This is a genomic window from Enterococcus sp. DIV2449a, assembly GCF_051711225.1.
Classification (GTDB): Bacteria; Bacillota; Bacilli; order Lactobacillales; family Enterococcaceae; genus Enterococcus_D; species Enterococcus_D casseliflavus.
Genome location: NZ_JBIOME010000001.1, coordinates 571,008 through 595,421, shown reverse-complemented (window position 1 = coordinate 595,421; position 24,414 = coordinate 571,008). Strand labels below are relative to the sequence as shown.

Genomic DNA, 24,414 nt, shown 5'->3' with positions numbered 1-24,414 from the left:
TCCTCCTTCTTATAAAAGTTATTTTGCTCTAGCTAAAAAGTCCCCACAAAATGGATCGATCGGGCTCTTACCTTTAAACGGTTCTTTCCCTAGCAATTTCTGGATTACAGCCTCCACTGTTTCTGGATTTCCTGTATACGCATTGATAAAAGTTGAAACATAAGGGATGTCAAATAAGTGATAGGGATTGGCAGTAGAAACAAAAATGGTAGGGAGATCCTTTTCATACCAGGGAGCATTTGCGGCCATCAAATGATTCCAATCCAAACGAACTGTTGTCTGATTGCTGGCGGTCTCAACATTAGCAACATACAATGCCAAATCAAATTTATTTCCAAGATCCTCAACCCCTGCCTCGAAAACCTCTTGGAAATCCAATTGTTGATTATCGAAAAGGTTGACTTCAAATCCAGCAGCTTCTAATCCAGCTTTAAAAAGCGGACCCACTCGTCCTCCCTCTTTAAATCCACCGTCGTCAGAATCACCCAAAATAACGAGACGGATTCGAGGGTATCGTTGTGGGGTGAGTGGTAAGTGTCTTTCTCTGTCTTTGACCAATGTAATCGACTCATCAGCAATTTTTTTCGTTACCCACTGATATTCAGTACGATCGATGACACTTTTAGGAGTACTATTGACTGTCTCTTCCCTTACTTCAGTAAATAAACCATGGTACATCTTGTCTGCTAAAATTCGTGCGACTGCTTCATCCAAACGTTCCATACGAATGCTTCCCTCTTTTACAGCAGATGCGATCACTTCATAATCTTCATCAATATTTTTATTAAAAAGCAACATATCGATTCCTGCATTGATTGAAGCAACGAGTCGCTCTCTATGAGGCATGATCGTCGTGTAACCGACCATTGGTGTTGCATCAGTGATAGCCAAACCATTGAAGCCCAGTGTATCTCTTAGTAACCCGTTAACTAGAAGTTTCGAGCAAGAAGCAGGCATCAATTCGGTTTCTCTGATAGTTGGTGAAAGTTTTCGCTCCCACGCAGGCTGATAAATGTGTCCCACCATGATACAGCTGACGTTTTTTTCAATAAACTGGCGATAAATAGTCCCATACGATTCCATCCACTCATTCGCGGAGAGTGAATTGATCGAACTCAGTAAATGTTGATCCCTTTCATCAACACCGTCCCCAGGAAAATGCTTGATCACTGGAATGATGTTACTCTCAGAAAAACCGTCTATCTGCGCTTGAGCCATGCGAATAATTCGTTTTTGATCACTTCCAAATGTGCGAGTATTCGTGATTGGGTTCTTGAAGTTATAATCAATATCGACAATCGGTGAAAAAGCCATATTAATACCAATTCGAGCCGCTTCCAGCCCAGCAATTTTTCCTAAGTAATAGGCATTTTCGGTGCAATCTGTAGCGGCGATCTGCATAGGATTACCGACCCATGTCCCTTCCGTAAGAATACCATTCCCACCTGACTCTAAATTTGCTGAAAGAAATAACGGTATTGTGCTAGCATCTTGGACTGCTCTTAGCTGATCCTTCAATTTTTCAGCATTGTCGGGGCGATACATCATTCCACCCGGTTGGTATTTCTTAATAAAAGCCGTCAATTCCTTTACAGAACCTGATTGTCCAATCACGAAAAAAAGCTGACCAATTTTTTCCATAACTGACATGTTTTCTACGATCTTCTGAATTTGTTTTTTCCTTGTCTCTGTAAATTTGAAAAGTGTTTCTCTTGTCTCTCTCACTGAGTTGTCCTCCAATCGATAGTTTCACAGACGACGAGCGCAAGAATCACTTCACTCTTGCGCTCGTTTGTTGTTATTATGGTTAACTGTAAATCCTGTGCGAGTTTCTTATCCAGCTTGTTCTTGTGCTAAACGTTCTTCTTGAACTGCTTGATTATCTAAGGTTTTAAAGAACGGGTAATAGATAGCCATAGAAATAGCAACTGCAAATAGTTGATAGATACCAAAAGAGAGACTCCCTTGAACGATGCCGTGGATCAGCGGAGGTAACGAGCCCGCCCCTAGGATGCCAATCGGTGCGGTAATGATTCCCATAGAAATCAATGCGTACCCAAGAGAAGTGATCACTAATGGCGTCAATAAGAACGGAATCAAAAGCATCACATTCAACATTACCGGCATTCCAAAGACAACTGGTTCATTTACACCAAAAAGACCGCTTGGAAATACGATTTTTGAAAATGATTTGTAGCGCTTACTCTTGGAAAATAAAAACATGTCAGTCACTAAACCAATCGTTGCACCGCTCCCCCCTAAACATGCCAAATCGTATAACCCAAAATTAATGGCATGAGGGACTGCTTCTCCCGCCGCCACAGCAGCACTATTGTCTGCAAGATAACCCAAGAAAATCGGCATGAGAATCGGCAATACGGTCATTGAACCATGAATCCCGAAAAACCATAAGAGATTCGAGATCAAAATAAGAATCAAAAAGGCAGTTAAGGAACCCGTCAATCGCTGCAATGGTTCTTGAAGCAATGTATAAACAAAATCTGTCGCTGAATTATAACTAGTTACGCTAAAACCAAATTTAACAATTCCAAAAAGTGACGCAATCACAACTGCTGGAATTAAAGAAGTAAATGACTTGGTCACCATTTCTGGCACCCCATCGGGCATTTTGATCGTAATATTTTTTTCCACAAACAATTTCATCAGTTGAATCGTGATCAGTGAAACGAAAATTGCCACGAAGACCCCGCGCGCGCCTAAATAATTGGTACTTAAAAATGAAGCTCTTGCTTCGGGATTTTCAGTGAGTGGCGTTAATAACAGGAAACATACCAATGAGATGAACCCCGTCCCCAAGGCTTGTTCTTTGATCCCGAATATTCCTGCTCCACAGTAGGCAATACTAAATGCCATATACAAACCTAATAAATCAATTGTGTAAGCTGGAATATAATTCATTACTGTCCCAATGTTGGTCACTGATAGAAAGTTTTGATACGGTTCCCAGCTTAAACTAGAAATAACTGTAAAGATGGCACCTAACATAATAACGCCTAGTAATGACATCGAACCTGTACTCACACTTTTTAAATAGCGATTCGAAGAAATTTTATTCGCAACGGGAATAAATCTTTTTTCCATAAAGTGGATAAATGCATTCATTTTTCTTACCCCTTTTTAGTGTTTTTTATTTTATTTTGGTACCAATAGTAACTGTCTTTGGGAATTCGTCGACATTCTTTTGGATCTTCATCTGTGCGATCAACAAAAATCAAACCATATCGCTTTTTAAACCCTTGGTGTGAACTAACCAGATCAAGTAGTGACCAAGGACTATAACCCAATAAAGGATATCCTTCCTCCATAAAACGCTCACATTGCTTAATATGCTGTTCTAAGTAATCAATACGATAGACATCGTGAATTTGCCCATCTTCAATACGATCAGAATACGCTAAACCGTTTTCAGTCACCATCATTGGTAAATGGTATTTTTCATAAATCGACCGCATACCTATATATAATCCTACAGGGTCAATACCAAATTCCATCCATTTCGTCTTCGTTAAATAAGGATTGTTCCCTAAGGTAAATCGCTCATTTCGATAAAATGGTGGTAGTTTGCTTGTATCTTCTCCCGGTTCAACGGCACGTATACAGGTACTACAGTAATAGTTTATCCCTATAAGATCTGGTTTATTCTTCTTCAAAATTTCTTGATCAGCTGGTTCCGTTTCTGGATACCAACCTTTCTCATTCAAATAATTGCAGTAGCTTTTCGGGTACTCGCCGAATACTGACATGTCGAGAAAACAATTTTGTAAAAAGTCTTCGGCGTTCTTAGCTGCTAAGATGTTCCTTGGCGAAGGTGTTTCAGGATAAACAACTTGCATAGAGCACACCGGTCCAATTTTCCCATCTCTTACGATTTTTCGAAAAACTTGAATTGTCTTTTTCTCAGCTAGCGACATATTGTAACTCATTTGATACATCTGCTTCATTTTTTCATCTGCATCCGTTTCGTGATTGCCATTTAAATCAGAAGCTGCTGTGACGATCAATTGCTCGTTGATCGTTCCCCACAACTTGACTCGATCACCGAAATGCTGAAAGCAAACTTTTGCATAAGCAACAAAGTAATCAATACATTTTCTTGATTTCCATCCGCCAAATTTGGTTACCAATGCTTGCGGCATTTCAAAATGATAGAGGGTAGGAAAAGGTGTGATTCCTTTTTCAAGACACCCATCAATCAAACGATTATAAAAATCGATGCCTTCTTGATTCGGCTGATCACCATCACCCATGACACGTGTCCAATTGAACGAAAAACGATAGAGATCGATCCCTAAGTCTGCCATTAATTCAATGTCTTCGCTTAGATGATGATAGTGATCGGACGCGATCTTCGAATCTGCAATTCCCTCCGGTACGTGACGCACATCTGTTGTTGCAATCCCTTTTCCACCTTCACCAAAGCCTCCTTCTACTTGAAATGCTGAGGTTGATGCCCCCCAATAAAAATCTTTTTTAACCATTGTTCCTTCCACCTTTCCCTTATAAGAGAACGATACCATTCAGAATTAATTCTAACGACAACAAAACAAGACCTCTGGTTTCAAATCCAAAGGTCTTGTTTCAAAATATGAAACTATTGAGGCAAATAGAACTTTTTCATATACATATAAATCAGTAACTCCATCGTGTATAGAATAGCAATCCGTCCTTCGGTGTTTTCGTTGATCTCTCCACAGAGGATAATTTGGTCTGCACTTCGCTCAATGATTGGAGAATGCTTAAACGTAAAGACGATAATTTTGATTCCCTTTTTCTTCAATGCTGCAATCACTTTTTCACTAAAGTAAAAGAAACCACCCTCCATCGAAAAAATCAAAACCAAGCTATCTGGCGAGCTTTCTTCCACAATTTTTAATTGCTCTTCCACTGTAAAACCAATCCGAATAATTTTATCCATGCTTGCTAATTTGCTTTGCAAATGCTGTCCCATAAAAGCAGCAAATTCTAAGCCAAACACAGCAACGTTTTCTGTTTCATAGATCGCAGAGACCACTGTTTCAAGTTCTGAAATCGAGAGATGTTCTTTGGCGTACCTCAAATTGATCAAAAGATTTGAGGTGAATTCGTCCAGAAATTTCTCCCTTTGTTCCACGGGCTGGATCACTTTTTTGGAATAATCGCTGACGATATCGATCTCTTTTTCAACCGCTTGTTTGAATTCCGTATAAGATGAAAAAGCCAAAATTCGAATGAATCGCGAAATCGCTGCAGTCGACACAAAGCATTCTTCTGCGAGTTCATAAATGGTCATCTTAGGGATTTTCGAAAAACTTCTTAGAATCGCCTGTGCAATAAAGTAATTATTGTCTTGTTTTTTCTGATTATTTAAATAGCGCAACAAAAGACTTCTGACTGAGGTTCCTTTATTTTCCATTCGTGCTACCTCCTAAATACGCTTTCACCTAAATATACAATGAAAGCTAGGGAAAGCAAAGTTGAATTGGTGAAATTCTCCTTATACTCTGCGCCCATTTCGATAATTTAAATCTAAAAACCTTTCCCTTGCCTTGCCCGTATCCATATTCCATAATCAGACGTGAGCGATGATCCATCAAACAGACCGTATGGGAGTGTTACGAATGAAAAATTTTCAGATGACGTTTATTACTTCTACGACCACCAATCGTTGGTTGAAACTATTGAATCTTTTGGAACGGCATAAGACCCTTTCGAATCGTGAGTTGTCAAAAGCTGTCCAGAGTTCGCGGCGCACGATCATTTATGATATGGAGGGGCTACGGAACTACTTTGGAAGTACGCTAATGATCGAATCCACGTCGAATGGCTATTCTCTTCATGAATTACTACCGAAAGAATATCTGGAACGAAAACGAGCGCTCCTTCAGAATGAACCGTTATTCGTTATTCTTGAGCATCTGTTTAAGGGAGAATATCGGACAGTTTCCGAATGGGCAGACTATTTTTATCTTTCTGAGAGTTCCCTTTTACGCTATTTGACACTTTTTGAAAAAGCCCTGAAGCCCTTTCAGTTATCTGTTGATCATAAGAATTTCCGTCTGATCGGATCAGAAGCGGATATTCGCAAATTTTTCCATGCCTTTTATTATGAGTCGGATGCTACGCCTCATACGGTACGTCCAACCATCGCTGTGCAAAATATCGTCTTAGATTTTTTTCGCAATATACGCGGCAAAACCAATAATACAGCTTCATTTTGGTATATCAGTTATTGGTTGTATATTATCCTTGAGCGTCATCAAGCGGGAGAAACTGTCGTTGTCTCCGAACAATTAAAAAAGATCGTCTTGGCAGATGAACTCTTCCAAGAAATCCAGCCCCTCAATCAATCTTTGCTTCTCTTCACTAGGAAACATTTGTTCCTCTAAGTTACTTCTTGTTGATGCAATTGTTTGCTGTGTTACACCTTCTTGTAGTTGCTCAAAAGTATCCCCTACAAAAAGATCATAGACACTTTGCCCGAATTGGCGATCATCTTCATAATAGCGATCTTCCATCAAGACGCCGGTAGCTGCCGCATGGATCGGATTACCTGATGGATTAAGATCTCTGATCGTATAAGTATCACCACGTCTCGGTCTCAATTGGTCATTTAAATTTACTTGCCAAATCATATGGGAGCCTGTCGCAGCATTTTTAAATGTCTGAGCCGACTGTCCATTGCTAAATGTAACCCTCGCGCCATAATTTATGAAATGCTTACTGATATCATGATTGAATACAGGTAACCCATTCGCATCTTCCTCTATCCATACATTAAAAATATAAGCACTACTTCCAGTTGTATTGAGTGTTTCTCTTTTGTTAAGACCCTTCAAAGAATAGATGGGGCTTCCTTGAGTATTCATCTGTAGTACTTGTTCAGATAATGCGTTTGTGTCCGTCATATCCCTAGCTTCTGACTTTTGGGTATCATCTGGTGCTAAATGTTGTTCTTGTGGATCGACTGGTTCATTTTCAGCTTGTTTTGCTGCCTCTGGCTGCTTCTCTTCTAACCCATCCACTAGTTTTTCTATGTTATAATTTTCTTCCAAATCCTCGTGCTCTTGTGCCATCGCTACCACTAGTAATGATGATAAAGTCATTTGGCAAACGAGTAATAAACCTGTTGCTTTCAATTTAAAATTGTTTTTCATTTTATTTTCCCTTCCAACTCAACCTATATATCTTTCTATCGTTGTATTTCTTCATGTTCTCCGGTTAATGATGCTTGTACGAATTCATCCTTCCTCATCAGGTAGTTTGTCATAGAATGACTTCGCATTTTCTTCTGAGCCAATCACCGCTGCTAGAATGGAGAACATTGTCCGATGACTGATCATTAACAAACCTGTGACTTCATCACTAAATTAGTTATTCATAAGTCACCCCTGCTTCTCTATTCTTTCGTACGTTAAAGATTCATTTCACTTTTATCACGCGTCCTTTCTTACTCCCTTAAAAAAAATCTGTCTTAGACCTTATTGGAACAACCTATTCGATAGAAACTCACTAAATATCATAGATGAGCTCTAAAAAAAGATGTTTTTTTGACGAAATTTTATTGTTTTAATCGAGGTTAAATTTAACACGGTTGCTCATCGAGCAATAAATCAAGATTTGCAAACCTGTGTGAATAAATTGATTTTCATTTTCTTTTCAAATAAGGCATTTTGAAAGTTTGTGCAAAAAAAAAGCGTTATAAAAAAAGACGATTCCTTATGATTTAAAAAGGATCGTCCATTTTTGTTATTACCTGTAACCACTTGACTCAATACGATGGATACATTGTTTTTGCCTACTCATTCTTAGCATTGTCTGAAACATTTTTATCAACAGTTATCTTCAACAGAATGCTTCTTTTCTATAAAAAATGTCAGAAAAAAGCAAAATAAAAGAAATTATATGTAATTTTACACATCTTCTAAAAAAATTCATTTTTCTTTGGTATACTAAACGTAGATCTGCATATCATTAGATTTACGTTGCCCGTTAGTGAAGTTTCAGGCAACGTTTCTTTATGGGGGATAGATAAAAAATGGAAGAGAAAAAGATTTTTGAGAAGCGCTGGTTATTAGCTACCAGTGAACAACGAGAGAAATACCAAGCCTTGATTGCCTCTTACCCTTCAATCGAATGGACATTCAAAGAAAAAAGCTACCTTTTATGGCTGTGTCAGTTAGACAGTGATACGTTCAAAACCTTTGAAGCGATTTTTGATAAACTAGTAAATGCCAACTAATTATTTTCGCGTAGGCTGTTCTTTCACCAAAATAACCCAATCTTTTGGTATTCAGGAATAGTGGGCATATTTTCAGATAACTCCCTTTTTTATTAGACAAACGAATAAAAGCCGCACCCGTCGATCGTAACGGTTGCGGCTTTTCTCTTTGATCTATCCACCCATGTCCTCGTCATGCTGTGTTGCAACACGTGGATTAGGCTGTGGGAACGCTTAACGCTTGCCCTAACTGAGGATCGATTTTTTCAATCACTCTTAGCCAATCTTGATGATCGAGGATTGCTTTGAGTAAAAGAGAATCAGTCGATAAGATGAACTCTGATAAATATTCACTATAATTCGTGACCACAAGATCAATGGCGTTTTCCTTCAAATAATCGCTCGTCAATTCATTGATTTTTTGAAAAAATACCCGATGATCATTGCTGACATAACGCAAGAAGCGCGCACGAATCGTGTGACAGGCATAGAGATCACCTTCTATTATCAACGCGATCCGTTTGACTTTTTGAGCATAAAGCTCCCTGATTGCTTCACTGTAAAGGGTCAGTGCCGCACAAACATCTGACAGATACTCCTGTTTGACCCCTAGAATCGCTTGGTGCTGCTTCATAAATGCCAGATTTTTTTGATAAGCAGCAGAACCATGCTTTTGCGCTTCAGTTTTTACTTCTGTTAGCAAGTGATTTAAAACGGGCGCCAGCTGCTCATTGATTTTCTTTGACAGGAAAAAGGCGTGGATCATCGTCTGGACCTGTTGAGGCTCTTGAAAGGAAATGCCCCATTCTTGCACGAAGCGCTGACTCAGTTCTTCGAGTTCAGGATACAGCCCAAACGCTGCAACGAATTGCTGCTCTTTTTCAGGCTCGGTCAAAGTTCGTTTCATCACGGTCACTAAATAAAGCCACATCATTTCTTGTTGCGGTAGTCTTACTCGGTATAGCGCTTCGATTTTAGGCGCTAAGTTCTTCATTATCGCAAACGCCTCATGCGTTTCGACGATTGCTGCCAACGATCGAGGAATCTGAACAGTCTTTCCCAGTTGATAGCGCTTGATCGTAATATACAAACTATAATAAAAATCACTCGGAGAAACGCCTGTATTCGCCAGCGCTGTGGGAATTTTTGAGAAGGCATCACTGACTAACGCGATCAGTTCTTTGGGGGGCAAGAGCGTATGCGGCGTGACATCTGATTCATAATAAAAATCTTTAAAAAACTTGCGAATATTGGCTTCTGATCCACTCAAATTCACCGGTTGCAAGATCCACTCTAAATGATACTTTCGTAACGTCGCAGAAGCGGTATTCAAATAACGACGCATCGTACTTTCTGATACATATAAGCGCTGCGCCCACTCTTCAACCGAACAGAATTCCCCGTGGAAAATGGCTTCCACGATTTGATACATGCCTTCTTCTGCAACAAGCTCCTTTTTTTGAGACAAGTATCTTTTCGGATCAGTTTCCCTAAAATGATAGCCATTGGCTTCAAGAGTAAATTCCGCTGCCTCCTGCAGATAGGTTTTCAATTCCTTGATGTCAGAGCTGATCGTCCGTTGGGTCACATCAAGCTTGTTGGCTAAACTTGCGATGGAACAAGTCCGTTCTCGCTCAAAGGTATTTAACATTTGAAGCCATCGAACGGTCGTTTTGTTTAGCATAAAATTTAACTGCAATTCTCTCATTTTGCCCTCCGTGTTTCTCCTTCACCGACTGGTTTCTTTTCTATAGTACAATATTTGCGTCTATAAAAAACCTTCCTATTTCCCAAATTTACTTAAGTTGGTGTTAGAATATGTACTTAAGTGAACAAACAAGGTATTCTCTATGTAGACTCTTTTTGTGCAACTGGAGGAATTTGTATGACAAATATGGTTTATGGATACGCCCGTGTATCCACAAGACAACAGGATCTCTCTCGTCAATTGGATTTACTTGACCGGTATGAATGCAACAAAATTTATACTGAAAAGATCAGTGGTGTACGCGCAAATCGTCCTGAATTAAATAAACTAAAAAAACGAGTGAAAGAAAACGATAAAATCATTATTGAAAGTTTCTCGCGGCTAGGAAGAAGTACCAAAGACCTGATTGATCTCGTCTACTTTTTTGAAAAGAAAGGGGTAAAAGTCATCAGTATCAAAGAAAATTTTGATACACAAACCCCTCAAGGAAAATTAATGATGACTGTTTTCCAAGCCTTTAGCCAATTCGAACGAGACATCATCGTTGAGAGGACCAAAGAAGGCTTAGAATCCGCGCGTGCTAGAGGAAATATTGGCGGTCGTCCACGAATCGATCCCGCACTGATCCAACACGCATTGCACCTTTATCAAAAGGAAGGAAAAGCCGTTGTGGATATCTGTGCCCAAACAGGCTTAAAGCGCTCGACTTTTTATCGCTATCTTAGTCTGGAGAAGGATGAGGTCATTTCATAAATACACGTGCTGGTTGAACTTCGTACTTTCGGCTGCTCACTATATAAAAAACAGGACGAACATTGCTGATGTTTGTGATGGCTTAAAGATCGATTTTTTTCTCTCTTATAAGCGATTCATCCAGCTTGTTCGTCCTGTATGTTTTATTCTGCTAGCTCTTCTGTTGATCCTATTGTTGTTTTCTCCATGATTTCTTACGGAACAAGAACACCAGTCCGCCGATTAAGAATAAGATACCTGTCACACTTAGCAAGACACTGCTTGTTTCTCCTGTTTTTGGCAGTTGCTTAGCAGTGGATTGTTTGCTTGCTTTGATCCGTGCTTTCTGTTCCGTTGCTGAGAGTTTGTCTGATTGTTCTGATGGCCGTTTTCCGTTTCTCTCTTGATCGTTTGTTTCTGACGTCTCTGTCTCAGGACGTGTCTTGATCGGTTCTTCTATTATTGGATCAGACGCTTCAGTTTCAGGGATTTCAGTCACAGGCGACTCACTTTCCGGACGATTTTCTTCTGGTACTTCTGTTGGCGTTTCTTCAGGTGTTTCGTTAGGCGCTTCGCTGACTTTTGCTTGTACAGTAATCACGGCATAGGCAATCACTGCTCCGTAATGGTAGGAGACCGTGTACTGACCGACTATGTTGTTGTTCACTGTGCCGTTGACTTCTACTTCTGAAAAGGCTACTTCTTTGCCATCACGATCGATGGCAGAATCAATGTTTGTTTCTGGTAGCCATTCATCGCCTTGCTTGATCGTTGAATCGTGAACTTTCAGGGACGTTTGATCCGCTTTTACGGTGATAGTGGCTTTGCTTTTTAAACCGTGATAGCTGTAAATGACCACGTATTCGCCAGCTTTTGTTGTATCTGCTTTGCCTGTAACAGTGATATCCCCAAAATCAACAGGTTTACCATCCCGATCCGTTGCGCTGTCGAAGTTGTCCTTGGCTTCCCATTGTTCCCCTGTGTACAACTCGCTATCGTGAACTTTAACTGTCGTTTGATCGGCTTTGACGGTGATAATGGCTTTGCTTTCTACGCCATGATAGCCGTAAATGACTTCATACTTGCCTGCTTGCGTTGTATCGACAGTCCCCGTGACAGTGATATCCCCAAAATCAACAGATGAACCGTCTCTATCTGTTGCACTATCGAAGTTGTCCTTGGCTTCCCATTGTTCCCCTGTGTACAACTCGCTATCGTGAACTTTAACTGTCGTTTGATCGGCTTTGACGGTGATAATGGCTTTGCTTTCTACACCGTGATAGCTGTAAGTGACCTCGTACTTGCCTGCTTGCGTTGTATCGACAGTCCCTGTAACAGTGATATCCTCAAAAGCAACAGGTTTACCATCTCGATCCGTTGCGCTATCGAAGTTGTCCTTGGCTGTCCAGTTTTCTCCTGTATACAACTCGCTATTGTGGACTTTGACTGTCGTTTGATCCGCCTTGACGGTAACAAGGGCTTTGCTTTCTATTCCGTTATAGCTGTAAATAACCACATATTCGCCAGCTTTTGTTGTATCTGCTTTGCCTGTAACAGTGATATCCCCAAATTCAACAGGTTTACCATCCCGATCCGTTGCACTATCGAAGTTGTCTCTGGCTGTCCAGTTTTCCCCTGTGTACAACTCGCTATCATGGGCAGTCACGTTGGTTTGATCGGCTTTGACGGTGATAATGGCTTTGCTTTCTATCCCATCATAACGATACACTACCTCATAGGTCCCCGCTTTCTTGGTATCCACGCTTCCGTCAACGCTCACATCGGCAAAAGCAACTGGATGGTTGTCCCGATCGACGGCTTGGTCGAAGTTATCTTCTGGGGACCAATTTTCGCCGACGTACAACGAAGAATCGTGAACAGTAATCGCAGTGAATCGAGGTTTGACGAGGACCGTTGCTTCTTTGCTTACATTGTTTAAGTGGTAGCTGATTGTATAAGTACCCGCTTGACTAGTATCGACTTGCCCAGACACACTGCCGCCCTCAGCGAGGAATTCCTCGTAAGTCAGTATTTTTCCTTCTTTTGAGACTGCTTGTTCAAAATTATCCGCCGCTGACCATGTATCCTGTTCATAAATCGTGGTATCTTTCACGGATAGCGCTGTGAAATCCGTTGGTGCTTTTTGATAGACGTAGGTCACTGTCGCTTCGCCTCGAGGAAAATTCCCTTTTGCATTCGTCGGTAGTTGATTGGTATCAAGAACGTACCCTGGAATTTCTGGAATAAACGCACTTGTAGAGACATTATAGGGTTCATTGGTGCTATTATGGATGGTTTGAGAAGGATAGATTTCCATCCCTGATTCATCCACATATTTAACCGTCAAATGGCTATTCGTAAAGCGAACATTATATGTCGCCGTGAACAAAAGGTTTCCGTTAACGTCGGTATATTCTAAAACCGCTGTTAAACCGTAATAGTTGATCGTAAAACCTGTGAAGCTTGTCCAAGATATATTTAATTGATTGGTACCAGTCACTTCACTTGTATACCATAGCCCCACCAGCATGTATACCTTATCCGTTTTGTAGACATAAAAATCTTCTGTCAGCTGCGGGTCTTGGTATAGTGTTTGGTGTGCGTATTTTTCCGGGATTGGCAAATCCAAAACCAGTGCTTTATACTTGATCGGATCATATTCTACAGTCAGATCGTAGTTGAAACTCTCGATACTCTTCGTTGATTCTGCAGCGAAAGGTTGACTATCCGTAGATTCTACAATGGTTTCAGCAGATGGGGCAGTAACTGAAATTTGAGTTTTTTCTGCAGTATCAGATGCGTTAGATTGATTTGTTTCTGGGTTTGAAGGGGTGGTCACCACTTCACTTGCGGTTGTTTCGGAAGATACGACGTCAGCATTTCCTTCTTGGGAATCTGTCTTTTCTCCTGAGTCCATGCTTCCTGTTGAATCTGCCAGCAAGGGAACCGATGAGTCTATGGATGGTGTTTGCTGCTCTGTTTGTTGTGTTTCTGTTGCCTGAGCGATCGGCCATGTGCTTGGAAAGGTTGTCCCTAAAATCAGCATCCCTACTAAAGCGCTCTTACTTATAACTACGCGTTTTTTCATTTTCATTTTTTCTCCTTTTTCTTTTCCCCAACGTTATTCACACTTATCTTTGGACCAATCTATCCAAGCGTTTTAGGTCTGCAACTGGCAAGGTTGTTTTTTCTAAAAAGCTGTTTTCAATGACTGTATCACACTCGATGAAACATGCGGCGCACCATTAACATGAAATCCGCCAATTTTCAAGGGATAAGACTTCTTGATTGGCGCAGAGTATTATATAATTTACTTAAAACGAGCGTAATTTCAATGGATAGGTGGTGACTTCAATGTTAGAAAATTTATCTATCAACTTGCATCGGGACAAAGCATTTTCTCGACAAGTAAAAATCTTACAAGTGCTAAATGCTGCACCGACAGGGTATCATCCACAAGAATTGGCGACATTACTAGGGCTATCTTTGCCTACAGTTACCAAAGAGCTGAGTATTTTAAGTGACAGTTTGCCAAAAGACCTGGTCAAGATCACACTCTCAGAAACGAACATCGTCTCGATCGCTTATGCGCCGAACGCTTCCATCAATTCTGCCATCCAATACCTGGGGATGGAAACGCTGGAGTTTAAAATCATGACGAGTATTATTGATAATAAAAAATACTCTATTCACCGAGCAACGATTGAATTCGGTTATTCTCGCAGTCATCTTTTACGGACGATCAGCTACATGAACAAGTCGTTGCAAACCTATTCTGTAACTATTGCCACGAATCATCTTGACTTTATTGGTACCGAAGCGGACATCCGATTTTGTCTGTTCGTCTTTTTTTCTGCTTATGGCGATAGCACGATTTTAGATAAGGATAGTCCCGCGGATGCCCGCCTGCTGGTCCAAAAAGCCAAGGAAGCCAACACGAAAGATTTGCATTACAGCCATTACCGACTTGCTCTGTGGCTAAGTATCGCCAAGCGTAGGTGGCGCTATTCTTACTTTTTGACCTTGCCGCCGTCTTTAGAACGCAATCTATTGGAGAAAGAACGCTTCGCTATTTTCTCAGAAATATTAAACGAACATTACTTGAAAAAATACCGAATCATCCACTTGCCGCAACAAGAACTGCTTTGGATCTTTGTCAATGCGCTCCATTGTCTTTCCTATAGTACGATGGACATCAACGGCGAAAGCGATGCGGATTACATTTTTCACCATACAGAAAGACCAGAAATTATTGCAGAAGCGGCTGCCTTTTTAGAGAAATCTGGCGTCGCTATTCCACCTGCAGCCGCCCACAAGATCATCGCGTATCTCGTGAATCTTCGCCTGCTGACGATGATTTCTGCCAATTATGAGTTTGCTGATCCGCAGATCAAAGCCTTTGTTGAAACGACATTCAAGACGGATTACCTTGCTTGGAATGAGTGGTTGAAACCTTTCAACGATCAAAGCCGCTTCTTTTCCTTTACTCACTTGGAACATATCGCAGTCACATTGACTTTGTTAAGCGAGTTAGCGCCTAATCCCCAGCTGAAAAAACACCTCAAAGTAGCCTTTGCTTTTCAAGGCGGTGCTGGATTAGATGCTTTCTTAGCTGCATCAACGGAATTATTTAAAAACGACCATACAGAAATCAGTTACTTTTTTGAAGTGGCTCCTGATGAACAAGAATTGATCCATCGGGAAATAGATTTGATCGTCAGCAATTTTGACTTGCATCTGAAAAGCAACACCAAATTTCAGCAACTACGCATTTCAAATGTCCCCACCCTTTCGGACTGGACGATCATCCACAAAACGATTGAACAGCTGATTCAGCCAAGAATCACACCGATTCGTTGACCTAAGGAAACTGACGGCCTTCTTGAAGGAAGCGCCGCCAGTTTTTCATTGCGCGGTTTGCTATTTTGACCCTTTCCTAAGTATCCATTTTTCTTTTCTCTTAGCGTGTCTATTTTTTTCACATCAGAAAAAAATCAGACCTTTTTTGCAAGATTCCTCTCCTAATAAACGCTTTTCCATTCAAGCGCAGCGGAGAAAGCCCCTGTCTTGTTTTTATGTGCTGTTCGTAATCCCTGAAAAGTTGGCCTGCTTCGTGGATTTTTTAATAAATGAAATTTTAGCGGATATCCTTAGCCACAAATGTGAAATTCGTTATTTTAAAAGCAAAGAAACATACGGTCATAACAGACTGCATGTTTTAAATAACTTTTGTATCTAATTTTTTTATTTACTAGAAAAAAAAGAAATTTTCTCCCCGCTCCTTTTTTGTATAATAGGTAAAAAGAGAGGGGAACAAACGTGGATTTTATCAAGGAGCTGCAATCCTTCAAAACAATCGTCGAGGAAGGTACGTTTACTAGAGCTGCCGCCAAACTAAACTATGCCCAGTCGACCGTTACGAACCATATCAAAAAGTTAGAAGACGAATTAGAAGTAGCGTTATTTTTGGAAGGAAAAAGCAATGTATTGACCTTGGAAGGCGAATTGTTGAAACAGGAAGTACCCGAACTGATTGCCCACTGGGAGCGGGTCAAAGAACAGTTGATCAATGCTTCCCATACGGTCGAGTATTCGTTGCGGATGGGCATCCTTCAACCCTATGACATTTTGGTTTTGCCTGCACTGCTTCACGATTTTTCGCAGCACTATCCAAAAATAAACTTCGAGATCATCGTGGGCTCAACACTGGAATTAGCCAATGCACTAAATGAAAACCGAATTGATTTCGCCTTATGCTCACTTCCTCACGAGAAACATTTTGCCTACGAGGAATTGTTTCAAGAAGAGCTTTGCTGCATTACCTCAATCTCAAACCCATTAATCATCAATAAGCTAGCCGACCTTGAAGGGAGCCATCTCTATCGTTCCAAGTCTGATTGTCCAGCTCGCACAAAAATTGAAAGCTATCTTGACAATCAGGTTCCTTCGATCCATTGGGAGTCTGTCAGCAATATCAGTACGATTCCTTACTTGATCGAACGAACTGGATACTGCAGTCTGATCCCTCGTTCCATCATTGAGCAAACTCATGCTCGAGTAAAAATCGTCTCGCTTCCTTTACCTGATCCCCACATGTCGATCGGCTTATTGTCAAAACATCCACTGATGCTTTCTCCCAGCATCACAAAAAATTTTGTCGTCGAGCTAAAAATGCGCTTACTATCTTTGTTATAAAACGGTTTTAATCCGCATTGATTTTTATGCAATTATGCTTTTTCCAGAAAATGATGGCAATCATTTTGTAACCCTCGTCACAGCGGGTAACAAAAGAGCTGCACCACGTCTTTACATATTAAAGACGTGGTGCAGCAAGGCTTTTAAATTCGCTTACGGTTATAAAGTTACAAGATAGTATCTTTTCTCTCGATTCGATTTTTTGTTATCATTTTACTTTTTTTATGCAACCTGATACGATTATTCATGTAAACCGAAGGAAAATCAGAAAACATGTCGTTATTCTTAACATTTCCGATTTTTTCTCCGATTGTAAAAAATAGAAACGTTTTTTCATTATTTACAAAGTATACTCAATTTTGAAGCGACGAGTTCTCAAGAAACTGAGGCTTGTACCCCGCAGGGCAAAGTCTTTGGGTAGTTATTGCTCAAGGAAGCTGTTTTTGCAATTGTCAGAAAAAATAGACGATGAGAAAAGGAGGAAAAACCATGTTTATCATTGAAGCGATCTTCAGCTTTCTAAGAGACGCATTAGGTGTGATCCTAGCTATTCTCTTAGGGACGCTTTGCTTGTCGATGGTGGTCAATTTGATCATTATCGTTGTAAAAAACACCTATTCAAAATTTAAAAAGAATTATTAACGAATCGCTATCTTCTAATAGATAGCTTTTTTAAATAGTTTTTTCAACCTCTCAGGTCTCTTTTTTGCCTTTGTAGTATCTTTTTTCAAACTCAATCCAAGACTTGCTGAATTCATGGTTAGAAAAGGCACTTTTCAAACCTGAACGCTGCTTAAAGCGAAAGACCTCTTCGCGGTCCATCCCCAATTCCTTGGCAATTCGTTCATCCGACCACTCGTTAGCTACCAACTGCTGCACGATGTTTCCCATCTTCTCGATACCATGGGTACCACGTGCTCGATTGTGGCGAATCGTTGAAGCAATGCGATTCTCAAATGGCTTATCGATCACCGTGACCGGAACACTTGGCAATTCCAAGCGGTCTTTTGCTACGATGTACCGATGAAACCCATCGATCAAAATATACTTGTCTTGCTCCTTATCGTGGTAACAAACCAATGGCTGGGTAAAGCCATCTTCTCGAATCGACAGTTCCAGTAGATCCATTTCTGGAGCAGCCACGGTGTTGGGGTTATACGTATTCGCGTGAATCTTGCTGACTGGGATCAGCTTCGCCGCTAACACTGGAAAATCGATATCGCTCATGAGGTACTACACTCCTTTTTAGAAATGAATAATTTTTTGTTTGTCGATAAACCGCAAACCCTTTTGACTCCAAAAGTGCAATTTCACTAGGCTGGTTACTAGAAGCGAGAATCTCTGCTTCTGGGTAGTTGCGGCTGATATCCACCAGCATCTTCCGTAAAAGAAACTTTTTAAATTGAGCGGCTGGATCTTTTTCATAAAATTCCCCTAGCTCCACTTTATTGGCGCCTTTTTCATAATAAGAAAAAGCAGTCACCCGTTTTTCGTCATCAAGAATCACGTACCAGTAGCAGTTCTCATCATTGACCAAGTACGGAAATTGCTGCTGATACACCCGTTCTGCAAAAAAAGCCCCCATCAATTGATAGAATTGGCTTTTCTTATACGGTGGAAAAAATAAAACCAATCGTTCGTTCACAAAACCCTTCCTCTCTAAGGACGCACTCGTCCATCGTTAGGTGATTTTTTTCGTTAAATACTCGTATTTGGCATTCAATTTTTTTAACTGATACTTGGGTAAATGCTCGATCCCCAAAGCCGCCCCAAAATCGACCGCCAACTCATACAATTCAGACTCATCTTTTTTCGTCAAACTATATTGTCGCGTACTCAAAGAAAAATCATTTTTTTCTAACACACGAGCGATCCCTTTCCAGTCATGCCAGAGTACTTCGTTTTTCAGCCAGTCCTTACGTTTGGTCACATCGGGTATATCTTCCACTTCGATCCCATGCTTTTCTCGATAATGATCAATCAAGATCGTGATTTTGCGGTAATAATGATCCTGTAATTTCTTTGAATAAAGTCCAATTGATTCCAGTAAAAAGACCGCATACTCTTGCCAAGTCATATGACTGGGCTTTCTCGTATTGTAATGCGCCAGCAATCCTGTCTGGGCATACAATCGACCAAAATTGGCTCCTGACACACGATTTACGACGCGTTCCCACGTTTCCGGTTCCACCAAAGCATATTGGTACAAGCCTTTTCGTTGCTGCATACCGTAAGGCTGACAGATCCGCATTTGATGGATCGGAACGCCATGATCATACAACTTTTCATAAAAGCCATTGATCGGCCAGTCAAAATGGGCATAGGCTCCCCACACATCTTCGGTTTTCCAATCATAGATTGGGTAAAAATTAACGACCATTGAATCTGCTACTTGCCGTTTGATCCAGCATTGCTTCCGAAAGTTATACTTTGGCGATGTGATCGATCGATACCGATACAGACTTTCCTGGGTTCGTATCCCCACACCACAAGCAACCGGCTCAAACTGATGATAGCTTGCGTACCAATGAGCAAAGTTTCGTAAAAACTTATCAGGGTTCATATTTGCACTCTGATAGATTTCCATCAATGATTCATCCAAATCAGCAAGTGAAATCGCATCTTTTGGCATCGGTTGTACCCACTTCTCACGTTCTTGTTCATCCCACATCAACCATTGTGGCTGAAAGACGCTGGTATTGTTGTCCTCGTAAAAGGGCAAACAGAAGTGGAAGGTTTGATTGATACTTGGTAACGCTTTGATTTTTTCCATGAACGTTCTCGTAGCGTCATAATTTGCTTCGATATCTAAAATCAGCAGATCAAAAGTTTTCTTTTTTTTCTGTGCGACTTGGTCAGCCAACTGAATCATGGCCCCGCTATCTTTTCCGCCACTGAAAGAGAAATACACATGGGGAAAGGTATCAAAAATATATTCCAGACGCGTCATCGCCGCTTCTAGCACATTTTCCTTACAATATTTCTTCATAAAAGCTCATGTCCTCATTTTATTTGTCCTTTTTTTGAATAAGTATTACATTCTAGTATAAAGTTTCACTTGGCTTCTTACAAGGACTTAAGGGAGATTTCCCTGTTATTTCATACAGCGACATGTTGAAATACGCGCGCTCAGTATCGGATAATGAGTCAACTACAGGCTAAAAAAATCAGAGATATCAATTTTTTAAACTTCGTAATCGCTGCTTGCTACTGATACATCTGCTCTTTTTTCAATCACAAAAAGATAGCCTGTTGTTTCTATGATTTAGCTAATAGAAAGCAATACCATCAACCTGATTATCCGTTCATTCATCACATGTACTTAATTTTCCATAACAGTGAAATTTCTTTGCTGAGGTCTTTGAGCTTCATAGCCTTTTGGATATTTTCAGACATCTTCTTGTAATTACTGATTTTTTCTTCTTTTGGCAGCAGTACATACTCTTGCTTGATCCCTTCAAACTTGTCTTCATGATCAATCACCAAAAGTTGAGTGATCAAATCATGAGCGATCCACCGATGATAGGAGTTTTTATGGGTATGCAATGCCCAGATCCGTTCCCATTCATCATAAATCAGCTCAGGGTTTTTAACGGCTACTTCTTTAATGATCAAATAACTATTAAAATACTCATTGATATGATTTTGACCATCAACGATATTCTCCACTAGCCTCTCTCTTACCTTTCGATCATCGATCGCCGTTTGCACAAACGGTTGGGGATCAAAGGATGTTGTCTGGAAATGACCTGCGATTTCTGGGTAGTCCATGCTTTCACCTTCTTTAAAAATTATAAGATTATTTTACAGGTTTGAACCTCTAAGTTTATTTTAACAGAATCTATGTGCGAAAAAAGTGGCTTTTATATTCCCCTTCTTTTATCAATCATCCATTCTGATAACGTAGGTAGACTAACGCCACTTTGAATATCATACTTTTTGGAAAACCCAATTTAAAATTGAAAACAGCTGGAAAGAATCCTTTCGATCCTTTATCCACTAACACTGCTATCTATTGATTTCTTCCGTTCGTCTATTGAGCGCTAGGAAAAGTGCAAGCTTCCTTTTATATCCTTTTCTGAAAGGAGCCCTTCACAAGAGAACCTGCTGGCAACTACTTTCTCGTTAAATTCCCAATGTCACTGACACAAAAAAGGAAGTCCCGCGTTCGGGACTTCCTAACGTTCTTTTCTCTTCAAATACTATTTCACGCATAGCTGCGAGATGCTGGATCACGCGTCCTTTCTCCGAATACCTCGGTCGGTAGGCATTTTGATCCATTGTTCTGGTGGACGCTTTCTGATTTTTTTTGGTGCAAACATCAGTTGAATAGTTCTTTTGACAAAGTTATTTCGGTATACGTTTTCCATAACTTCCACGCCCTTTTCAATTGATTTAGGAAGCGGTGACGTCGATCCTTCTTCCTATTTTTATTATAAGCCCCAATCCGGTACAAAACAAACAATTCAGCTGCTGTTTTCTCCCATTCGTTTAGATGAAATCTGTGGTTGCTGCTAAAAAAAGAGGCACATATTCTTGAATAAAGTTCAATAAGCCACCGCATATTTATTGAAAAAAATAATGAAAAATTGCAGAAAAAGATCGAAACTACTCGAGACAAACGCCAAAGAGCTGTGTTTTTGAATGAAAAATCGTTTCACTTTACTTTTTCTTAAATTTTAATTATTATTCTTTTGAAATAAGAATAATGAAGGAGATAAAAACATGGAAAAATACCAAGTGTTCCCTGGTCAAAACTATCAGGCAAATGTTATTGGCTTTACCGGTTTACAAGAAGTTAGTGTGATTCATGTTTACGAAAATACTGCAACTGTTCTAATCAAAGAAACAGCTGAAACAGGTGTTGCTAAGCTATGTAATTTTCTAGTTGGTGCCACACAATTAGTTAGTTGATGCTTTGTAATTAATCAAAACATGATGGAGCAATTTGCCATCCAGCATGTTGTAGGAAATCGCTCCAGAGATACTCGTCTGTGAGATTGCCTTTTTCCTATTCATCAATTACAGTAGTATTTTTATTTATCTACTCAATATCTCTCTACTTTATATATAAATAGTGTTAGAATGAACAAAAGGAAACGTATCAGGCTTCCCCCAAGAGAATCTTCCCCAAGTACTCTTGTCTGATACGTTTCCTATTTTGTGGCGAAAAAGCCACAGACCAATGGTAGCCCTTTACTCTGTGAAAAGCAAGCATTCAAAATTGATTTTTTCTTTATTTTTTTATTTTCCTTCCTCAAATTCCCTTTAAAAAGCAGGCAAAAACACACCTCTCGACGAAAAGGTGTGTTTTTTTATAACGATGATTATTCACGAATAATAAGTTCGTAAGGCAGAATGATCTGCTCTTGTTTTCTTTCTTGAAACAAGCGAAAGGCTTCTTTGCCGCATTGATCCAGATGAAACTCAACGGAAGAAAAGTGCAGCATATGACTGATGAGCAGGTTTTCTTGCCCAATCACGATGGGTGCTGTCCCGTGGGAGTATTGATTTAAGATCATCGCTGCGATCTCGTCCCCATTTGTGATCACCCCATCGATTCCTCGTTCCTTAAAAAATGCGGCTGCGGGAATCCCATCTTGTGCTTTGATGCAATCCCAATAAATATCCGCTTCAGAAAAAGTAGGAAACAGCTCCTTGGCTTTTGCGATCGTGTTGACTGAATTGCAGCTGAGGCGTTTGCTGCGCCCTAGCGTCAGTCCCAAGCGTTTTACACCTTGTTCTTTCAAATAATTGATACTGGCTGTCACAGAGCCGACCAAGTCGATCGCAACGAAAGGAACGGCAGTACCGGTCGAATTTTCACAAAAAACAATCGGTCCTTTTTCCATGTAGGGATAAAATGTCTCTATATGATTTGCGCGGGTGATGACGATCAAGCCGTCAAATCCCTTTGCAGCGAATTCTTCTAGATATTCTAGCTCCAGCTTCCGATCAAAATTGGTCGGAAGCAACGTCACCTTGTATTTTTGGGCAAAGGCTTCTTCCATGATGCCATTTAAAATTCCATCAAAGAAGGCGTGATTGACAAACGGTACGATGACTCCAATATTATAGGTTTTCCCCGAGCTAAGTTTTTGGGCGATTTTATTCGGTTTGTAATCCAGTTCTTCCATCACCGCCAAAATCGCTGCTCGCTTTTGCTCATCAACATAAGGATGGCCATTGATCACACGAGAGACCGTCGTGATCGAAAAACCAGTAATTTTTGCTATATCGCGAATCGTTGCCATTTCTTTCATTCCTATCTGATTGTTTTGCTAATGACCTAAGTCTACCATAGAAAATTAGTTGTTCCACTTTCGACAATTTTCTGAAAAGGTCTCTTGATTGATTGTACGGTATGAAACGAGTTTCATAGCAAGACTATTGCCCACATTATTTTTCTTTAACTACTACCTAGCATACGAAAAAACTGCTCAACATCTCTAGAAGAGCAGTTCTCTTTGATAAGCGCTCAATTCATTTCTCTAAACTGCTTTGGCGAACAACCCGTTACTTTAAAAAAATAGCGATAAAAATTACTCAAATCGCTATAACCGACGAGTTCAGCAATTTCTTGGATGGGTAAGTTGGTTTGTTTTAAATAGACTTTGGCTTTGCTGATTTTCATTTCCAATATCAATTGTGAAAAAGTTTTACCAGTTTTATTTTTTAGAATACGTGCAATTTGTCGCTGGCTATAGTTGAACTTCTTAGATAAGTCGGCAATTGATACTTCTGCAAAATGATTCTGCAAATATTGAAGCATATCGATTATTTCTGACTCCTCTCCCGCTTCAGTATCTAGGCTGACTTGATTGGTTTGTAATCCCCTTAAAAGCCTGATAAAAAAAGTATCAAGAATATTCTTCAACATTCTTTGAGAATAACCATCCGTTTTATTGATTTCTTCTGTCATCAATAAAATTCCTTCTGATAAATCAGCAGCTGGCTTCGTATGAAAATAAAGAAATCGCTTGCTGTTTTCGTAAAGTGCATTTAAAAAGAAGTGCGATAAAATATCCTTATCCTCTAATAAACCGAAAAAAGAAGCATTGAATGTACTTTTACGAATCAAAATATTGAAAGCTTCTAAATCATCGGTAAATCCACTAATAGCATGGGTAGTCCTTGGTGCAATGATCACAACATCCCCTTTTTTCAATTCATAGGTCTGATTTTCAAAAAAATTATAACAGCTACCATTTAATACATAAATCATTTCAAAAAATTCATGTGCATGGTAATTTGCCGGTAAATAGCGAATGTGTCTAATCACTTGAATGTCAGCATCTTCTTCGATCAAGTAGTGCTCCGAGAGTTCTGGTCTGAATTCCGAGAAAATTTGTTCTAGGATCAACCGTTTGCTTGAGGCTAAATTTTTGGGAATTACTTTGTCATGAAACGGTACCTGGAGTTCTAATTCTGGGCAAGCCAAATAAACTTCTTTTAATGCTTTTTCAAGAATCGTTAGTGTCGCCATTGTGAAATCCTCCAATGTCTTTTTTTACTAATCGGGTTGGCAATAATAGCTAAGACACAAAAAAGAATAGCGCTT

The 24,414-nt window shown here is 40.0% G+C and carries 20 protein-coding genes; 7 read left to right on the top strand and 13 right to left on the bottom strand.

All coding sequences use genetic code 11. The features are described 5' to 3' along the window. Positions 1 to 18: 18 nt before the first annotated feature. From IGI76_RS02840 to IGI76_RS02825, 4 genes are all read right to left on the bottom strand, one after another. The gene (locus IGI76_RS02840) at positions 19 to 1,725 is read right to left on the bottom strand and encodes a glycoside hydrolase family 3 protein (protein WP_333718964.1); all 1,707 of its coding nucleotides are present in this window, start codon (positions 1,723 to 1,725) and stop codon (positions 19 to 21) included. Between the two features lie 108 nt (positions 1,726 to 1,833). After that, positions 1,834 to 3,123: a PTS sugar transporter subunit IIC gene (locus IGI76_RS02835; RefSeq protein ID WP_008378054.1), complete on the bottom strand. Its 1,290-nt coding sequence runs from the start codon at positions 3,121 to 3,123 to the stop codon at positions 1,834 to 1,836. 5 nt (positions 3,124 to 3,128) lie between these two features. Continuing rightward, on the bottom strand, positions 3,129 to 4,499 hold the full coding sequence (locus tag IGI76_RS02830) for a glycoside hydrolase family 1 protein (RefSeq protein WP_333718963.1): 1,371 nt from the start codon (positions 4,497 to 4,499) through the stop codon (positions 3,129 to 3,131). 113 nt (positions 4,500 to 4,612) lie between these two features. Beyond that, complete coding sequence (locus tag IGI76_RS02825) at positions 4,613 to 5,413, bottom strand: MurR/RpiR family transcriptional regulator (protein ID WP_010748825.1); 801 nt, start codon at positions 5,411 to 5,413, stop codon at positions 4,613 to 4,615. Positions 5,414 to 5,618: 205 nt separating this feature from the next. Here IGI76_RS02825 and IGI76_RS02820 point away from each other — a divergent pair, with 205 nt between their 5' ends. Next, a complete protein-coding gene (locus IGI76_RS02820; protein WP_010748824.1) occupies positions 5,619 to 6,386 on the top strand; it encodes a helix-turn-helix domain-containing protein in 768 nt (255 codons plus the stop codon). On the opposite strand, the gene IGI76_RS02815 is transcribed toward IGI76_RS02820, so the two are convergent. Then, positions 6,291 to 7,154, bottom strand: a complete 864-nt coding sequence (locus tag IGI76_RS02815; RefSeq protein WP_228077445.1) for a hypothetical protein — start codon at positions 7,152 to 7,154, stop codon at positions 6,291 to 6,293. The genes IGI76_RS02820 and IGI76_RS02815 overlap by 96 nt on opposite strands. An 881-nt stretch (positions 7,155 to 8,035) precedes the next feature. Between IGI76_RS02815 and IGI76_RS02810 the strand changes: the two genes are divergently transcribed. Beyond that, positions 8,036 to 8,239, top strand: coding sequence for a hypothetical protein (locus IGI76_RS02810; RefSeq protein ID WP_081116967.1), 204 nt, complete (start codon positions 8,036 to 8,038; stop codon positions 8,237 to 8,239). A gap of 196 nt (positions 8,240 to 8,435) precedes the next feature. On the opposite strand, the gene IGI76_RS02805 is transcribed toward IGI76_RS02810, so the two are convergent. Beyond that, on the bottom strand, positions 8,436 to 9,926 hold the full coding sequence (locus IGI76_RS02805; RefSeq protein WP_333718961.1) for a helix-turn-helix domain-containing protein: 1,491 nt from the start codon (positions 9,924 to 9,926) through the stop codon (positions 8,436 to 8,438). A gap of 177 nt (positions 9,927 to 10,103) precedes the next feature. On the opposite strand from IGI76_RS02805, the gene IGI76_RS02800 reads away from it, so the two are divergent. Then, positions 10,104 to 10,679 (top strand): recombinase family protein, encoded by a 576-nt coding sequence (locus tag IGI76_RS02800; protein ID WP_005227582.1) that lies wholly within the window; start codon positions 10,104 to 10,106, stop codon positions 10,677 to 10,679. A 169-nt stretch (positions 10,680 to 10,848) separates the two neighbouring features. Here the strand turns inward: IGI76_RS02800 and IGI76_RS02795 are convergent, their stop codons facing one another. Continuing rightward, on the bottom strand, positions 10,849 to 13,746 hold the full coding sequence (locus tag IGI76_RS02795; RefSeq protein WP_333718960.1) for a bacterial Ig-like domain-containing protein: 2,898 nt from the start codon (positions 13,744 to 13,746) through the stop codon (positions 10,849 to 10,851). A 266-nt stretch (positions 13,747 to 14,012) separates the two neighbouring features. On the opposite strand from IGI76_RS02795, the gene IGI76_RS02790 reads away from it, so the two are divergent. The 3 genes from IGI76_RS02790 (at position 14,013) to IGI76_RS02780 (ending at position 17,495) form a co-directional block, all read left to right on the top strand. Beyond that, positions 14,013 to 15,518, top strand: coding sequence for a helix-turn-helix domain-containing protein (locus IGI76_RS02790; protein WP_016609732.1), 1,506 nt, complete (start codon positions 14,013 to 14,015; stop codon positions 15,516 to 15,518). Positions 15,519 to 15,977: 459 nt separating this feature from the next. After that, positions 15,978 to 16,853, top strand: a complete 876-nt coding sequence (locus tag IGI76_RS02785) for a LysR family transcriptional regulator (protein WP_074934566.1) — start codon at positions 15,978 to 15,980, stop codon at positions 16,851 to 16,853. Positions 16,854 to 17,342: 489 nt separating this feature from the next. Then, the gene (locus tag IGI76_RS02780) at positions 17,343 to 17,495 is read left to right on the top strand and encodes a hypothetical protein (protein WP_270788088.1); all 153 of its coding nucleotides are present in this window, start codon (positions 17,343 to 17,345) and stop codon (positions 17,493 to 17,495) included. Positions 17,496 to 17,546: 51 nt separating this feature from the next. Here IGI76_RS02780 and IGI76_RS02775 read toward each other — a convergent pair whose 3' ends face one another. The 4 genes from IGI76_RS02775 to IGI76_RS02760 form a co-directional block, all read right to left on the bottom strand. Further along, positions 17,547 to 18,080, bottom strand: coding sequence for an IbrB-like domain-containing protein (locus IGI76_RS02775; RefSeq protein ID WP_005227576.1), 534 nt, complete (start codon positions 18,078 to 18,080; stop codon positions 17,547 to 17,549). Beyond that, positions 18,007 to 18,498 (bottom strand): hypothetical protein, encoded by a 492-nt coding sequence (locus tag IGI76_RS02770; protein WP_005227570.1) that lies wholly within the window; start codon positions 18,496 to 18,498, stop codon positions 18,007 to 18,009. Before IGI76_RS02770 ends, IGI76_RS02775 begins: the two co-directional genes overlap by 74 nt. Positions 18,499 to 18,534: 36 nt before the next feature. Further along, positions 18,535 to 19,842, bottom strand: a complete 1,308-nt coding sequence (locus IGI76_RS02765; RefSeq protein WP_333718959.1) for a DUF3440 domain-containing protein — start codon at positions 19,840 to 19,842, stop codon at positions 18,535 to 18,537. Positions 19,843 to 20,165: 323 nt separating this feature from the next. Beyond that, entirely contained in the window at positions 20,166 to 20,624 is a 459-nt protein-coding gene (locus IGI76_RS02760; protein ID WP_333718958.1) for a hypothetical protein, read from the bottom strand. A gap of 954 nt (positions 20,625 to 21,578) precedes the next feature. Between IGI76_RS02760 and IGI76_RS02755 the strand changes: the two genes are divergently transcribed. Continuing rightward, a complete protein-coding gene (locus IGI76_RS02755) occupies positions 21,579 to 21,767 on the top strand; it encodes a hypothetical protein (RefSeq protein WP_005227564.1) in 189 nt (62 codons plus the stop codon). Positions 21,768 to 22,180: 413 nt separating this feature from the next. On the opposite strand, the gene IGI76_RS02750 is transcribed toward IGI76_RS02755, so the two are convergent. Beyond that, on the bottom strand, positions 22,181 to 23,107 hold the full coding sequence (locus IGI76_RS02750; RefSeq protein ID WP_201691319.1) for a LacI family DNA-binding transcriptional regulator: 927 nt from the start codon (positions 23,105 to 23,107) through the stop codon (positions 22,181 to 22,183). 224 nt (positions 23,108 to 23,331) lie between these two features. After that, positions 23,332 to 24,339, bottom strand: coding sequence for an AraC family transcriptional regulator (locus tag IGI76_RS02745; protein WP_194194195.1), 1,008 nt, complete (start codon positions 24,337 to 24,339; stop codon positions 23,332 to 23,334). Positions 24,340 to 24,414: the final 75 nt, after the last annotated feature.

Excerpts from the sequence above, each read along its gene's own strand:
- IGI76_RS02835 (WP_008378054.1), bottom strand. The coding sequence starts at position 3,123 with ATGAATGCATTTATCCACTTTATGGAAAAAAGATTTATTCCCGTTGCG.
- IGI76_RS02830 (WP_333718963.1), bottom strand. The coding sequence starts at position 4,499 with ATGGTTAAAAAAGATTTTTATTGGGGGGCATCAACCTCAGCATTTCAA.
- IGI76_RS02825 (WP_010748825.1), bottom strand. The coding sequence starts at position 5,413 with ATGGAAAATAAAGGAACCTCAGTCAGAAGTCTTTTGTTGCGCTATTTA.
- IGI76_RS02820 (WP_010748824.1), top strand. The coding sequence starts at position 5,619 with ATGAAAAATTTTCAGATGACGTTTATTACTTCTACGACCACCAATCGT.
- IGI76_RS02815 (WP_228077445.1), bottom strand. The coding sequence starts at position 7,154 with ATGAAAAACAATTTTAAATTGAAAGCAACAGGTTTATTACTCGTTTGC.
- IGI76_RS02810 (WP_081116967.1), top strand. The coding sequence starts at position 8,036 with ATGGAAGAGAAAAAGATTTTTGAGAAGCGCTGGTTATTAGCTACCAGT.
- IGI76_RS02805 (WP_333718961.1), bottom strand. The coding sequence starts at position 9,926 with ATGAGAGAATTGCAGTTAAATTTTATGCTAAACAAAACGACCGTTCGA.
- IGI76_RS02800 (WP_005227582.1), top strand. The coding sequence starts at position 10,104 with ATGACAAATATGGTTTATGGATACGCCCGTGTATCCACAAGACAACAG.
- IGI76_RS02795 (WP_333718960.1), bottom strand. The coding sequence starts at position 13,746 with ATGAAAAAACGCGTAGTTATAAGTAAGAGCGCTTTAGTAGGGATGCTG.
- IGI76_RS02790 (WP_016609732.1), top strand. The coding sequence starts at position 14,013 with ATGTTAGAAAATTTATCTATCAACTTGCATCGGGACAAAGCATTTTCT.
- IGI76_RS02780 (WP_270788088.1), top strand. The coding sequence starts at position 17,343 with ATGTTTATCATTGAAGCGATCTTCAGCTTTCTAAGAGACGCATTAGGT.
- IGI76_RS02775 (WP_005227576.1), bottom strand. The coding sequence starts at position 18,080 with ATGAGCGATATCGATTTTCCAGTGTTAGCGGCGAAGCTGATCCCAGTC.
- IGI76_RS02765 (WP_333718959.1), bottom strand. The coding sequence starts at position 19,842 with ATGAAGAAATATTGTAAGGAAAATGTGCTAGAAGCGGCGATGACGCGT.
- IGI76_RS02760 (WP_333718958.1), bottom strand. The coding sequence starts at position 20,624 with ATGGACTACCCAGAAATCGCAGGTCATTTCCAGACAACATCCTTTGAT.
- IGI76_RS02755 (WP_005227564.1), top strand. The coding sequence starts at position 21,579 with ATGGAAAAATACCAAGTGTTCCCTGGTCAAAACTATCAGGCAAATGTT.
- IGI76_RS02750 (WP_201691319.1), bottom strand. The coding sequence starts at position 23,107 with ATGGCAACGATTCGCGATATAGCAAAAATTACTGGTTTTTCGATCACG.
- IGI76_RS02745 (WP_194194195.1), bottom strand. The coding sequence starts at position 24,339 with ATGGCGACACTAACGATTCTTGAAAAAGCATTAAAAGAAGTTTATTTG.